We start from the raw sequence: 13457 nt of genomic DNA on the forward strand, positions 1-13457 counted from the left end.
CGGGATAGGCGCCGCGTTCCATTCATCATGGACGCGGGCCCCCGCAAAGGGTAGAGGCGCGCGCCATGAGTTCCAGCCGCCGCACCTTCGCCATCATCTCCCACCCCGACGCGGGCAAAACCACGCTGACCGAAAAGCTGCTGCTCAACGGCGGCGCGATCCATCTGGCGGGTCAGGTGAAGGCGCGCGGCGCGGCCCGCCGTGCCCGTTCGGACTGGATGAAGATCGAGCAGCAGCGCGGCATTTCGGTCACCTCCTCGGTGATGACCTTCGCGCGGGATTTCGACGGGCTGGGGCATATCACCTTCAACCTGCTCGACACGCCGGGCCACGAGGACTTTTCCGAAGACACCTATCGCACGCTGACGGCGGTGGATTCGGCGATCATGGTGATCGACGCCGCCAAGGGCATCGAGCCGCAGACGCGCAAGCTGTTCGAAGTGTGCCGCATGCGCAATGTGCCGATCATCACCTTCGTCAACAAGGTGGACCGCGAGGGGCGCAGTGTCTTCGAGATCCTCGATGAGGTGGCTGATGCGCTGGCGCTGGACGTTTCGCCGCAATCGTGGCCGGTCGGCATGGGCGGCACCTTCGAGGGCATTCTCGATCTGGCCAGCGGGCGCATCAGCCGCCCCGAAGGCGATTCGCGCGAATTTCTCGGCACGGTCGATCATCAGCCGGTGCCCGAAGAATTCGCCGAGGAGATCGAGCTGGGGCAGGCGGGCTATCCCGAATTCGATCTGGAAGCCTATCGCCATGGCGATCTGACGCCGGTGTTCTTCGGCTCGGCGCTCAAGAATTTCGGCGTGGCCGAGCTGATCGAGGCGATTGCCCGTATCGCGCCGCCGCCGCGCCCGCAGCCCAGCGAGGCGGGCACCATCGACCCCACCAATGGCGAAGTGACCGGCTTCATCTTCAAGGTGCAGGCCAATATGGACCCGATGCACCGCGACCGTATCGCCTTCATGCGTCTGGTCTCGGGCACCTTCAAGCGCGGCATGAAGCTGACGCCGAGCGCGCTGGGCAAGCCCATCGCGATCCACTCGCCCATCCTCTTCTTCGCGCAGGACCGCGAGATCGCCGATTCGGCCGAGCCGGGCGATATCATCGGCATTCCCAACCACGGCACGCTGCGGGTGGGCGATACTTTGTCCGAGGCGAACAAGGTGCGCTTCACCGGCCTGCCCAATTTCGCGCCGGAAATCCTGCGCCGCGTGGCGCTGAAGGACCCCACCAAGACCAAGCAGCTGCGCAAGGCGCTCGATGACCTCTCCGAAGAGGGCGTGATCCAGGTGTTCTATCCGGAAATCGGCGCGCAGTGGATCGTGGGCGTGGTGGGCCAGCTGCAGCTCGACGTGCTGATCTCGCGCCTTGAGGCCGAGTATAAGGTGGAGGCCGTGCTGGAAGGCGCGCCTTTCGATACGGCGCGCTGGGTGAAGGGCACGGACACGGCGCTGAAAGACTTTGCCGAGTTCAACAAGGCCAATCTGGCCAAGGATCGCGATGGCGGCATGGTCTTCCTTGCCCGCTCGGCCTGGGATGTCTCCTACCAGCAGGAGCGAAACCCCGAACTGACCTTCAGCGCTACCAAGGAGCGTTAAGCTCAAAATCCGGGCAGGGGGCTTGCGTTAACCAGCCCTGCCCGGTCCCGGCTAAGTCATTTGCCGGATGCCTGAGCATAATTTTGGCCCGGCTTTGCCTAAAATTTAAGCAGATGCGCAAGATTCGAGCGCGAAACCATCCCTGCACGACAGGAATGGAATCGATGACAGTCCCGTGAATCCTGACGAATCGTAAACTGGCACACCTCGTGCTTATCCCTGTTCATCCGGCATCACGCCGGTTGGCTATTAGGGGATAGGCATGAAGTTCATCATCGCCATCATCAAGCCGTTCAAGCTCGACGAGGTGCGTGAAGCCCTCGGTGCCCTCGGTGTCGCCGGTATGACCGTGTCCGAGGTGAAGGGGTTTGGTCGGCAAAAGGGGCAGACCGAAATCTATCGCGGGGCGGAATATTCCACGAATATGCTGCCCAAGGTGAAGATCGAGATCGCCGCCAGCGACGAGCTCGCGCCGCGCGTCGTCGAAACCATCCAGCAGAGCGCCAGCACCGAAGCCATCGGTGACGGCAAGATCTTCGTGCTGGATCTGGCCTCGGCCACCCGCATCCGCACCGGCGAGACCGGGGACACCGCGCTGTGAGCGGCGCTTCACTTTGGAAGGGTAACACCATGATCCGCAAGATGATGTGCGGCGTCGCGGCGGTGGGCGGCTCGCTTGGCTATTCCGGTGCCGCCTTCGCTCAGGCCGCCCTGATTAAAGCCCCCACCGTGGCCCAGCAGGCCAATATGGTGAACAAGGGCGACACCACCTGGATGCTGATGTCCACCGTGCTGGTGCTGATGATGAGCATCCCGGGCCTGGCCCTGTTCTATGGCGGCCTGGTCCGAGCCAAGAACATGCTCAGCGTGCTGATGCAGGTCTTCATGATCGTTTCGGTCACTGGCCTGCTGTGGGCCACCTATGGCTATTCGCTGGTGTTCACCGGCGGCTCGCCGTTCATCGGCGGCTTCTCCAAGGCGCTGATGGCGGGCGTGAACAGCGGCACCTATGCCGCCACCTTCTCGAACAACGTCTACATCCCCGAACTGGCCTATTTCGTCTTCCAGATGACCTTCGCCATGATCACCCCGGCGCTGTTCATCGGTTCTTTCGCGGAACGCATCAAGTTCACGCCGCTGATCATCTTCACCGTGCTGTGGTCGACCTTCGCCTATTACCCCATCGCGCATATGGTGTGGTACTGGGCCGGCCCGGACTTCCTCTACGCCAGCCCCAATGACGCCGGCTTCCTGTATCTGAAGGGCGCGCTGGACTTCGCCGGCGGCACCGTGGTGCATATCAACGCCGGTATCGCTGGTCTCGTGGGCTGCCTCGTGCTGGGCAAGCGCGTGGGCTTCGGCAAGGAAAACACCCCGCCGCACTCGCTGACCATGACCATGATCGGCGCCTCGCTGCTGTGGGTGGGCTGGTTCGGCTTCAACGCCGGTTCGAACCTTGAATCGAATGGTGTCGCCGCTGTGGCCTTCGTGAACACCATGCTCGCCACCTGCGCCGCTGCGGTCAGCTGGGCGGTCATCGAGCAGATCGTGCATGGCAAGCCCTCGATGCTGGGCGCTGCTTCGGGTGCTGTGGCCGGTCTGGTCGCCATCACCCCCGCTTCGGGCTTCGGCGCGCCGATGACCTCGATCGTGCTGGGCCTGATCGTCTCGCCGGTCTGCTTCTTCTTCGTCACCACCGTGAAGAACAAGTTCAAGTATGACGATACGCTGGACGTCTTCGGCGTCCACTGCATCGGCGGCATCATCGGCGCCATCGGCACCGGCATCGTGGCCAACCCCGCGCTGGGCGGCCAGGGCTGGGTCGATTACTCGGGCTTCGTCGCCAAGGCTGGCGCCTGGGACACGATGGGCCAGGTCATCACCCAGGCTGAGGCTGTCGGCATCACGCTGGTGTGGTCCGGCGTGGTCACCGCTGTGCTGCTCTTCGTGATCGACAAGACCATCGGCCTGCGTCCCACCGAGGAAGCCGAGCGTGAAGGTCTGGACATCACCGAGCACGGTGAGCGCGCCTACAACAGCTAAGTTTTCAAGTTCGGCGGGATCGGGGCTTCTTCCTCCTCCTTCCTGGTCCCGCCACCAGATGTTCCTCCTGCGGACAAAAACTTAAAGGGCCGGAGCCAGCCGCTCCGGCCCTCTTTTCGTGCGCGGTACCAGCCCGCTCCCCCGCCCGGTCGCCCAACGGCAAGTATCCTGTGGGAGGCCGGGCGGGGGAGCGGGCCGGTGCCGCCAAAATCCGGCTCTTTTGCCGGATTTTCAGACAGACTCAGCGCAGCAAAAAGCCCGGCCGTTGCGGACCGGGCTTTGCGTGTATGTGATGGAGAAGGGGGGGGGCTTAGCCCGCCTTGCCGCTCAGCATATCGACGAGCGGGCGCACCGGGGTGATGTCGTAACCGGCAGCATGGGCGATGGGGGCCAGCTCATCCGCGGTGGCGCCCTCGCTGGCGCGGGCCAGCGCCCAGAGCAGCGTCGAGCGCGTGCCCGAGCGGCAATAGGCCAGAATCGGGCCCTGAGCCCCGGCCAGCGTCTCCGCCATGGCCTGAACCTGCCCTTCGCTGAAACCGCCATGGCCGACGGGAATCGCGATATAGGTCAGGCCCGCATCCTTGGCGGCCTGTTCGATCACCGCGCCCGGCGTCTGATCGTCGCTTTCGCCTTCGGGGCGGTTGTTGATGATATGCTTCACGCCCAGCTTCACGGCTTCGGCAAGATCGTCGGTATCGATCTGGGGGCTTACCAGAATCGTGTCGGTCAGCTGGCGAAACATCGGCTTTGTCCTTATCACAAGCCGGGCCTGATAGCCCGTAAACCCCATCGGCATGCCAGCGGAAGACCCCGCTGGCAAGGTGCCGGTACGCCCGGGCATGGGGTACGACTCGCAAGTGACCGCAGGCTGTAAACCGATTGTCACGAATCTGAATGAGAGATGCGGAATCTGTTCGCACTGCCGCAATTTTTGGGGTATGTCGAAAAATGCAGAGGAAAGGACTGTGCTGTCGCATGGCGCCTGGCCCTGTTGCACGGTGCGTTTCGTCCAGGCGCCGGGCACGATCGATCGGGGCGAAGCGAAGGTTCTTTCGGGTATATGAGTTTTGATAGAGGGCGTCGCGGCCGGGGCCGGGACAAGCGCGACGGATTTGGCGAGGAGGGCTTCGACCCCTTCGGCGGCGGCGGTGGCGGCGGTATGCCTGCCCAGGTCGTTGGCCAGGGCAAGGGCGTCGTCAAGTTCTTCAACGGCCAGAAGGGCTTCGGCTTCATTCAGCGCGAAGACGGCGGCGAAGATGTGTTCGTGCACATCAGCGCGGTTGAGCGCGCCGGCCTGGAAGGTCTGGCTGAAGGTCAGGGCCTGGAATTCACGCTCGTCGATCGCGGCGGCAAGATTTCGGCCAGCGATCTGGTCGTGGTCGGCGATGTCATCGCCGTGGCCAAGCGCGAGCCTGCTGCTCCCCAGCGTCAGCTGACGGGTGACAAGGCCACCGGCACGGTCAAGTTCTTCAACGCGATGAAGGGCTTCGGCTTCATCACGCGTGACGACGGCCAGCCGGACGCTTTCGTGCACATCAGCGCCGTTGAGCGCTCGGGCATGCGCGAGCTGAACGAGGGCGATCGCCTGGAGTTCGACATCGAGGTGGACCGCCGAGGCAAGTACTCGGCTGTCAACCTGGTGCCGCGTCAGGGCTGACACCGTTCGTTTGCTATCTCGGTAAAGTCAGGCCCGGAGTCACACTCCGGGTTTGACGGAGATACAGCGACACCATAAATACGCGCAAATGGCGGCTTCCCCAGGATTCGCATCCGGGGAAGCCGCCATTTGTCGTTTCCGTCATGATGCTGTCACGCAGCATCTCTTTTCCGTGAGAATCAGCACCCATCCTCACGTTGCCGCAAGCTAATGCCGCGTTGGCAATGAAGGTCTGAGTAAAGGAACGTAGCATGTCGATTTCGCCTCTGATGCCTGTTTACCCCCGGACCGCCTTTCGGCCCGTGCGCGGTGAACACTGCCATCTGATCGGCGAGGACGGCCGCCGATATCTCGACTTTGCCAGCGGCATCGCGGTGAACCTGCTGGGCCACAGCCATGAAGGGCTGATCGGCGCCATCCAGCAGCAGGCCGCCACGCTGATGCACGTCTCCAATCTCTATGGCAGCCCGCATCAGGAAAGCCTGGCCAAGCGTCTGGTCGATCTGACCTTCGCCGACACGGTGTTCTTCACCAATTCGGGTGCCGAGGCGGTGGAATGCGCGATCAAGACCGCGCGCGCCTATCACCAGCATGTCGGCAATGATCACAAGTATGAGCTGATCACCTTCGTCGATGCCTTCCATGGCCGCACGCTTGGCACGATCAGCGCCTCCAATCAGGAAAAGATGCATAAGGGCTTCCTGCCCCTGCTGCCCGGCTTCAAATATGTCGAGTTCGGCAATCTGGAGGCCGCGAAGGCTGCCATCGGCCCGAACACCGCCGGTTTCCTGGTCGAGCCGATTCAGGGCGAGGGCGGCATCAAGGTGCCTTCGGAGGACTTCCTGCCCGGCCTGCGCGCCCTGTGCGACGAGCAGGATCTGATGCTGGTGTTTGACGAGGTGCAGACCGGCGTGGCCCGCACCGGCACCTTCTATGCCTATGAGCAGCTTGGCGCCGTGCCGGACATCATGTCGACCGCCAAGGGCATCGGCGGCGGCTTCCCGCTGGGCGCTTGCCTTGCCAGCGAAAAGGCCGCGCGCGGCATGGTCGCGGGCACGCACGGTTCGACCTATGGCGGCAACCCGCTGGCCATGGCCGCTGCCGAAGCGGTGCTGGACGCCGTGGCCAATGACGAATTTCTGGCGCATGTCCGCGACATGGGCGCCAAGATGACCGCCCGTCTGGAGCAGTTCATCGGCAACTATCCCGAGATCTTCGAGGCCGTGCGCGGTCGCGGGTTGCTGATGGGCCTGAAGCTGAAGATCGAGCCGCGGCCTTTCGTGGCCCATCTGCGTGACAATCACCAGCTGCTCACCGTGTCGGCGGGCGATCAGACCATGCGCGTTTTCCCGCCGCTGGTAATCGACGAGAGCCATATCGATGAGTTTATGGAGAAGCTCTCGGCGGGCGCGGCCTCCTATCAGCCGGAGGCGGTGTGATGGGCGATCTGAGGCATTTCCTGAATCTGGCCGATGCCGGGCCGGAGGCGCTGCGCGCCATTCTGGCCGATGCCGGATCGCGCAAGCAGGCCCGCGCCAGCTGGCCCAAGGGGCGCGTCGATGCCGATGCGCCGCTGGCCGACCGCGTGCTGGCGATGATCTTCGAAAAGAACTCGACCCGCACCCGCGTCTCCTTCGATATGGCGATCCGCCAGCTGGGCGGCAGCTCGATCGTGATGGAGGCGGGCGGCATGCAGTTGGGGCGCGGCGAGACCATCGCCGACACCGCGCGTGTGCTCAGCCGCATGGTCGATGCCATCATGATCCGCACCAACGATCACGCCAAGATCGAGGAGTTGGCGCATTACGCCAGCGTTCCCGTGATCAACGGCCTGACGGACCAGTCGCACCCCTGCCAGATCATGGCCGATCTGCTCACCTTGCAGGAGCAGGGCGTGAATCTGAAGGGCATGGAGCTGGCCTGGCTGGGCGATGGCAACAATGTGCTGCATTCGCTGATCGAGGCCGCCGGCCTGCTGGGCTTCAACATCCGCGCAGGGATTCCGGCGGGCTTTGAGCCCGATGCCGGTTTCGTGGCCCGCGCGCGTGAGGCGGGTGTCAGCATCACCCTCACGCAAGACCCGCTGGAAGCCGCCAAGGGCGCTCAGGTGGTGGTCACCGACACATGGGTGTCGATGGGCCAGCCGGGCGGCGAGGCGGTGATCGCCGCGATGGAGCCCTATCAGGTCAATGATGCCGTGATGGCCGCAGCCGCTTCGGACGCATGGTTCCTGCACTGCCTGCCCGCGCATCGCGGCGAAGAGGTCACCGATGCGGTGATCGATGGTCCGCGCTCGCTGGTCTGGGATGAGGCGGAGAACCGCATTCACGCCCAGAAGTCAGTGCTGCTCTGGGCGCTGGGTGCGCTGTGATCTTTGACGAAGAGACCGTGAAGGGCATGGATGAAGTCCTGCCCTTCACCATTCCCTCGCGCGATGCGCGCGGGCGGGTGATCCGTCTGGGGCCCTCGCTGCATGCCATTCTGGCGGCGCATGACTATCCCCCGGTGCTGCGCCGTCTGCTGGGCGAGGCGCTGGTACTCTCGGCCATGATGGGCACGCTGCTCAAGGATGAGGGCTGCCAGCTCACGCTTCAGGTTCAGGCCGAGAATGGCGTGATCGATCTGCTGGTTTGCGATTACCGGCTGGGTGAATTGCGCGGCTATGTCCGCCATGATGCCGAGCGGCTGGCCGCGCTGGAGGGTCGCGAGACGCTTCAGGATCTCTTCGGAGAGAAGGGCTATCTGGCGATCACCTTCGATCTGGCGGCGACGGGCAAGCGCTATCAGGGCGTGGTGCCGCTGGAGGGCAGCTCCTTGGCGCGGGTCTGCGAAGCCTATTTCGCCCAGTCCGAGCAGGTGCCGACGCTGATCCGCATCGGTCTGGATGTGGAGGGCGAGGCCTGCGTGGCGGGCGGTCTGCTGATCCAGCATCTGCCTGATGGCGAGGAAGGGCGCGAGCGTCTGCATGTGCGGATGAACCATCCGCATTGGGAGCATGTCGCCGCGCTGGCAGGCTCCATGACGGGCAAGGAGCTGGTTGACCCCAAGCTTGGCCTCGACGATCTGATCTGGCGCCTGTTCCATGAAGAGGACGAGGTGCGCCTGCTGGAGACCACGGCTCTCTCGCGCGGCTGCCGTTGCAGCGCCGACTATTACAAGACGGTGCTGGGCCGCTTCCCGGAGGAAGAACTGGACGCCATGCGCGATGAGGCGGGTGCCATTCTGGTCGATTGCGCCTTCTGCTCGAAGGTGTTCCCGATCGAGCTGTGATCCTTTCGGCAGCCCTGTTGCCGAAAATGCTCTGGCCCGGGCCGGGCGATTGTTCCATGACCATCCGGCGTCCTGCTGATGCAGGGCGCCGTGATGTGACAAGGAATGATGATGACCAATCCCCCCAAACCTGGCGACAAGAAAGCCGTGGTGCTGCTGTCGGGCGGGCTGGACTCGATGGTGTCGGCTGGGCTGGCGCGCGAGGCCGGTTACAGCCTCTATGCGCTGACCATCGACTACAATCAGCGGCATCGCCGCGAGCTGGACTCCGCCACGCAGCTGGCCGCGCATCTGGGCGCGGTGAAGCATGTGGTGCTGCCGCTCGATCTGCGGCAGTTCGGCGGCTCGGCGCTGACCGACGCCATCGATGTGCCCAAGGAGGGCGTGGGCGATGATATTCCCGTCACCTATGTGCCCGCGCGCAATCTGGTGTTCCTCTCGCTGACGCTGGCCTGGGCCGAGGCGGTGGGCGCGAAGGACATCTTCATCGGCGTGAATGCGCTGGATTATTCGGGCTATCCCGATTGCCGCCCGGAGTTCATTGAAGGCTTTGAAAAGCTGGCCGATCTGGCGACCAAGGCCGGGGCGCAAGGCGCCGGTTTCCGCATTCAGGCGCCTTTGCAGCATATGACCAAGGCGCAGATCGCTCAGGAAGCGGACCGTTTGGGGCTGGACGCCGGCATGAGCTGGTCCTGCTACGATCCGCAGCCGGATGGCAAGGCTTGTGGCTTGTGCGATTCCTGCCGCCTGCGTCTGGCTGGCTTCGAGCAGGCCGGTCTGGTCGATCCCCTGCCTTACGCGCACCGCCCGGCCTGAAGCCATGACCGCTCGCCGGTAACGGCAGCGCTGGACACCAAAAAAGGGGCCGGATTTCTCCGGCCCCTTTCCTGTTGGTAGCCTGTACCGAGCTTAGTTGCCCGAACCCGGACCGTAGGTGATTTCCACGCGACGGTTCTGCAGTTCGCGCACGCCGTCGGCGGTCGGAACGCGGGGGTTGGCTTCGCCGTAAGCGGTGCTCGAGATGGTGCCGTCAGCCACGCCATGCGAGGTGAGGTAAGCACGCACCGAGGCGTTACGACGGGCCGAGAGACCCAGGTTGTACTTGGGCGTGCCCGAGCGGTCGGTGTAGCCGGCCAGCGAGATCGCCGCCGAACCGCAGTTGCCATAGGCCTGGATCGCGCTGTCCAGAATGGTGGCAGCCTGAGGCGTGATGTCCGACTTATCCCAATCGAAGAACACGATGTAGGGGCCCTTGTTGCACACCGGAGCCGGGGGCGGCGGAGGCGGAGGGGGCGGCGGAGGCGGCGGCGGGGGAGGCGGCGGCGGGGGCGGCGGGGGCGGCGGCGGAGGCGTCGGCGACCCGAAGTTGTAGGTCAGCGTGGCCAGCAGCGAGTGCGAGTGGAAACGCTCGACGAAGGGGTTGCCCTGCAGGCTGACGAAGTGGTTCGCGCCCGAAGCGGCGAAGTAGCGATACTTCAGACCCAGATCGACATGCTTGCTGAGCGGAGCGCGGATACCCGCGATCGCCTGATAGGCGAAGCCCGACGAGGAGTCGTTCACGCCACCGTTGTTGAACGGAGCAGCGGTGTAGATCGCGTTCTTGACGCGCGCCACGCCGACACCGCCGCCGACGAAGCCCTGCAGGCCGTCATCGGGACCGAAGTCCAGCAGGCCGTTGGCCATGAAGCTGAGCACGCCGGTGCCGCCCGAAGCCTGGTTGTTGGCCGAGTCATACACCGTACCAGCGTTGGTGGTGAACTTCTTGGCCGAAGCGCGACGGTAGCTGGCTTCGGTTTCCAGACGGAAGGGACCGAAGTCATAACCGATGATGCCACCGAAATCGTAGCCGGTCTTGGTGTTGAAGTAACCGACGGTGCTGCCGCCAGCGGGCTGGCTGGCGTTGATGTTCACGACGCGATTGCTCTCAACGATCGTCGCACCGGCATCACCTTCGACGTACCAGGACTTGTCACGCGCCAGAGCGGGCGTGGCAAGGGCGGTCGAGGCTAGCGCCAAACCTAGGGCTAGTCTGCGCATTATAAATTCCCCTTTCAATGTGGAGGCCACCGATTGGGGAAATGTCTATCCACTTCATTGGTTACACGCAAGCCGCGAAAAATCCTGCACTGTTGCAAAAATGCCGCGTTCCCGGCAGCTTGCAGCTATGTTGCGGCCTGTAAAATCCGGTTCCGCCCCTGGAACAGACATACCGGATCAGGATCGTGGTAGAATGCCAGCAGTCTGCAATGCGGCAACCAGATTGGCAAGGGTGCTTCGCGCCTCATTGTCGATCATTGTGCCGTTCTGGGGCAGAGATACGACGGGTGCCATCTTCCATCCCCCGTCGTAATGCGAAAACTGCTGCGAGGCCCTGTTAAAAATACGTAAACCATCGAAGGGCAGCAGAAACAACCAGTTGCCGGCCTGTCGCGCGGCGATGCAGCCATCCTGGCCCGCCCAGTCACCGCTGGCCGGGGTGGCCACCAGCCAGCTGCTGCCCTCGACCGGAGTGGCAGGCGGCGTGGCGGCGATCCCCTCGATGGCACAATGCACGGCGGCATCCAGTCGGGCACAGGACTCATTGACGAAGGCCTCTTTCTGGGCCTGTCCGGCATAGAGCAGGGGCAGGCCCAGACGCGGGCTGGCGGCGGAAAAGGTGATCGCATCCGTCATGGAACATCCTTCGCGGTAAGAAAAAAATCGTGTTTCAGCTCAGCGTGGTGAGCGTCAGGCTTTCGGAAAGCGCATAGGTTCCCTGCTGGCGAACCTGGAAGCTGGTGCCGGGATGGGCGGCTTTCAGGGCTGCGGTATCGGCAGCCGCGAGACTCAGCGTGGGCGCGCTCACCTGCCATTGCAGGATTGGATTGTCCCAGCTGCCAAAAATCACCAGATAGGCTTCACTCTGTTCCTGAAGCGGGGTGTCCACACCATCGCTCCACGCCCAGCCGCCACGGGCGCGGCGTGTCCAGGCCAGAGTGAGGCTGCCATCCGGCGCGTAAATGGCCTTGGGATGCACCGGCGACCATGGACGCCGACTGTAGCCACGGCACAGGATCGGCGCCTCGACTTGCGCCGGATCGGCCAATCCCATTGCGGCGATTCCGGTGGCGCCCTGCAGTTTTGCGCCGTCGAGCTGCACCGGTTGGGAATCCAGCAAAACGAAAGCCTCGCCCGCCGCATGGGTGGCGATGGCACTTTCGGTGCCGCCGCGTCCACGCAGCAAGGTGCTGAGCAGCCACACGCCTTGGCCCTGAGCCGTGGCATGAGCGAACTGGATGATCTCGCCCCCCAGCAGGGCCCGGTTGGCGCCCGCCGCCAGCTGGTCCAGCGTGGCGCCGGTCAGGGCCAGATCGCTGCCGGTCATTTGCACGGTGATCGTCGATTGCCGGTCGATCAGCAGGGGCGAGGCGGCGGCCAACACATCGAGCGCCACCCCCGTGATGCTGCGCTGGCGCCCGGTGGCGGCCAGCCATGTCAGCGTGCCATTGCCAAAGTCTCCATACAGCGCCGCGCCGGGCCAGCCTGCGCTGCTGGAGGAGGCTGCGGCCTGCACGATGATCGCATCGCTGCTGCCTTGCCCGTCCCACGGCAGTTCATAGGCGGCAAGGCTGGTGGGCGTGACGGGGGCATCATGGGCCAGATTGGCGCGACCCGGATCGGCGCTGGCGCCGGAACTGGCGGTGGGAGCGACGCGCTCCAGATCGAGCTGGATGCCGGTGTCGCGCCATTCCCATGCCGTCACGCGCCACAGCCCCGGCTGACCGAAAGGCGTGACCAGCATGCCGGGGGCGACGGCCGGGTCCAGCTCGGCGCAGCGCCAGGCGAGGGTTTCTCGGCGCCAGTCGGCATCGCGCGCGGCCTGCTGGATCAGCCTTGCCGCATCGCTGGCCGCCATGGTGGCGGGCACTTCGACGGTTTTGGGCTGGCCGGGCAGGGCCTGACCGATGGCGCGCTGCATGCCCGGCTGATAATCCAGCGCCGGATCGTAATAACGCAGCACGCGGGGCGGATTGTCGGGCGCGGGATCGCGTTTGTATTGGTAGCCGCTCTGGGCGCCGAATTCGCCGCTGGCGCTGGTGAGGGCCGGTTCGGGCAGGGCGATGGGCGTGGTGGACTGGCGATCGGCGGTGATGATCAGGGCGTCGCCGCCTGCGTCGCAGCTCATCGGCATCACCGGCTGGAACTGGGAGAGCGTGTCGGCCAGCGATCCCTCGCAGGCATAGCCCGCAATGCCGTCGAGCGGGACGGAGAGCGACACATCCTCCATCACCCCGTCGAACAGGGAGGCCAGCGAGAGGGCGCCGTCATCGCCGAAGACTTCGAAGGTCAGCGTGGGGATGCGGTTGCCGTAATCGGCCAGCTGCAGATCCTCGAAGACGGCATAGGCCAGGCCGCGAAAGGCGGGGCAGTTCTGCGCGCCTTCCGCCGAGGCGATCAGCGGGTCGATGCTCTGGTCGCCATAGCCATTGTGGATGCGCAAGGTGCCGCCGACTTTCAGCGCGCCATCGGCGCCGCGCAGCAGATCGCCATCGGCCCAGATCCGTCCTACTGACTGAACCGGGCGGCTGGAGATTGCTACGGCGAAGCTGGAACTGTAGCTATAGGTGGTGACGCTGGGCTGGCCCTTGCCGCCGCTGGTCTGGCCGTGTTCGGCAAGATCGGTGGCCCAGATGATCGTGCCGCCCACACGCATTGCTCCGAACTGGCGCGGGATGGCGGTGCCATAGCTGGAGGTGGTGACCGCCAGATCTTTGAGCCGGGGCCCGCTCACGCTGCCGCCGCCAAACAGTGCCGCATCGACCTGCTGCCCGGCCAGAGCGCCCAGCACGCCGCCGACCGGCCCGGCCAGCACCGTGCCCAGAGCGGTAAAAAGCAAGGTTGCCATG

12 protein-coding genes are annotated in these 13457 nt (G+C 64.5%); 8 read left to right on the forward strand and 4 right to left on the reverse strand.

Features of this window, described 5'->3' with window-relative positions; all coding sequences use genetic code 11:
* Positions 1-65: 65 nt before the first annotated feature.
* From HGK27_RS01135 to HGK27_RS01145, 3 genes are all read left to right on the forward strand, one after another.
* Positions 66-1601, forward strand: a complete 1536-nt coding sequence (locus HGK27_RS01135) for a peptide chain release factor 3 (protein ID WP_206238045.1) — start codon at positions 66-68, stop codon at positions 1599-1601.
* Between the two features lie 262 nt (positions 1602-1863).
* Complete coding sequence (locus HGK27_RS01140) at positions 1864-2202, forward strand: P-II family nitrogen regulator (protein WP_110870478.1); 339 nt, start codon at positions 1864-1866, stop codon at positions 2200-2202.
* A 29-nt stretch (positions 2203-2231) separates the two neighbouring features.
* Entirely contained in the window at positions 2232-3644 is a 1413-nt protein-coding gene (locus tag HGK27_RS01145; RefSeq protein ID WP_206238047.1) for an ammonium transporter, read from the forward strand.
* Positions 3645-3954: 310 nt separating this feature from the next.
* On the opposite strand, the gene HGK27_RS01150 is transcribed toward HGK27_RS01145, so the two are convergent.
* Positions 3955-4386, reverse strand: a complete 432-nt coding sequence (locus HGK27_RS01150) for a TIGR01244 family sulfur transferase (protein WP_206238050.1) — start codon at positions 4384-4386, stop codon at positions 3955-3957.
* Between the two features lie 318 nt (positions 4387-4704).
* Here HGK27_RS01150 and HGK27_RS31265 point away from each other — a divergent pair, with 318 nt between their 5' ends.
* The 5 genes from HGK27_RS31265 to queC all read left to right on the forward strand — a co-directional run bounded on the left by HGK27_RS31265 (position 4705) and on the right by queC (position 9387).
* Positions 4705-5301: a cold-shock protein gene (locus HGK27_RS31265; protein WP_274617147.1), complete on the forward strand. Its 597-nt coding sequence runs from the start codon at positions 4705-4707 to the stop codon at positions 5299-5301.
* 251 nt (positions 5302-5552) lie between these two features.
* Positions 5553-6740, forward strand: coding sequence for an aspartate aminotransferase family protein (locus HGK27_RS01160; RefSeq protein WP_206238052.1), 1188 nt, complete (start codon positions 5553-5555; stop codon positions 6738-6740).
* Positions 6740-7672 carry an ornithine carbamoyltransferase gene (gene argF, locus HGK27_RS01165; protein WP_206238054.1) on the forward strand — a complete coding sequence of 311 codons (933 nt, stop codon included), beginning with the start codon at positions 6740-6742 and terminating at the stop codon, positions 7670-7672. Before HGK27_RS01160 ends, argF begins: the two co-directional genes overlap by 1 nt.
* Before the next feature lie 26 nt (positions 7673-7698).
* The gene (gene hslO / locus HGK27_RS01170; RefSeq protein ID WP_206242670.1) at positions 7699-8571 is read left to right on the forward strand and encodes an Hsp33 family molecular chaperone HslO; all 873 of its coding nucleotides are present in this window, start codon (positions 7699-7701) and stop codon (positions 8569-8571) included.
* A gap of 111 nt (positions 8572-8682) precedes the next feature.
* Positions 8683-9387 carry a 7-cyano-7-deazaguanine synthase QueC gene (gene queC / locus HGK27_RS01175; protein WP_206238056.1) on the forward strand — a complete coding sequence of 235 codons (705 nt, stop codon included), beginning with the start codon at positions 8683-8685 and terminating at the stop codon, positions 9385-9387.
* 93 nt (positions 9388-9480) lie between these two features.
* Here queC and HGK27_RS01180 read toward each other — a convergent pair whose 3' ends face one another.
* From HGK27_RS01180 to HGK27_RS01190, 3 genes are all read right to left on the reverse strand, one after another.
* Entirely contained in the window at positions 9481-10608 is a 1128-nt protein-coding gene (locus HGK27_RS01180) for an OmpA family protein (protein WP_206238058.1), read from the reverse strand.
* A 177-nt stretch (positions 10609-10785) separates the two neighbouring features.
* A complete protein-coding gene (locus tag HGK27_RS01185; RefSeq protein ID WP_206238060.1) occupies positions 10786-11244 on the reverse strand; it encodes a DUF2793 domain-containing protein in 459 nt (152 codons plus the stop codon).
* A 34-nt stretch (positions 11245-11278) separates the two neighbouring features.
* Positions 11279-13456: a phage tail protein gene (locus HGK27_RS01190; RefSeq protein ID WP_206238062.1), complete on the reverse strand. Its 2178-nt coding sequence runs from the start codon at positions 13454-13456 to the stop codon at positions 11279-11281.
* Position 13457: the final 1 nt, after the last annotated feature.

Source organism: Novosphingobium terrae (genome assembly GCF_017163935.1).
Classification (GTDB): Bacteria; Pseudomonadota; Alphaproteobacteria; order Sphingomonadales; family Sphingomonadaceae; genus Novosphingobium; species Novosphingobium terrae.

Coding starts and splice junctions, on each gene's coding strand:
- argF (WP_206238054.1), top strand. CDS start 6,740: ATGGGCGATCTGAGGCATTTCCTGAATCTGGCCGATGCCGGGCCGGAG.
- HGK27_RS01140 (WP_110870478.1), top strand. CDS start 1,864: ATGAAGTTCATCATCGCCATCATCAAGCCGTTCAAGCTCGACGAGGTG.
- HGK27_RS01145 (WP_206238047.1), top strand. CDS start 2,232: ATGATCCGCAAGATGATGTGCGGCGTCGCGGCGGTGGGCGGCTCGCTT.
- HGK27_RS01180 (WP_206238058.1), bottom strand. CDS start 10,608: ATGCGCAGACTAGCCCTAGGTTTGGCGCTAGCCTCGACCGCCCTTGCC.
- HGK27_RS01135 (WP_206238045.1), top strand. CDS start 66: ATGAGTTCCAGCCGCCGCACCTTCGCCATCATCTCCCACCCCGACGCG.
- HGK27_RS01160 (WP_206238052.1), top strand. CDS start 5,553: ATGTCGATTTCGCCTCTGATGCCTGTTTACCCCCGGACCGCCTTTCGG.
- HGK27_RS01150 (WP_206238050.1), bottom strand. CDS start 4,386: ATGTTTCGCCAGCTGACCGACACGATTCTGGTAAGCCCCCAGATCGAT.
- hslO (WP_206242670.1), top strand. CDS start 7,699: ATGGATGAAGTCCTGCCCTTCACCATTCCCTCGCGCGATGCGCGCGGG.
- HGK27_RS01185 (WP_206238060.1), bottom strand. CDS start 11,244: ATGACGGATGCGATCACCTTTTCCGCCGCCAGCCCGCGTCTGGGCCTG.
- queC (WP_206238056.1), top strand. CDS start 8,683: ATGACCAATCCCCCCAAACCTGGCGACAAGAAAGCCGTGGTGCTGCTG.
- HGK27_RS01190 (WP_206238062.1), bottom strand. CDS start 13,456: ATGGCAACCTTGCTTTTTACCGCTCTGGGCACGGTGCTGGCCGGGCCG.
- HGK27_RS31265 (WP_274617147.1), top strand. CDS start 4,705: ATGAGTTTTGATAGAGGGCGTCGCGGCCGGGGCCGGGACAAGCGCGAC.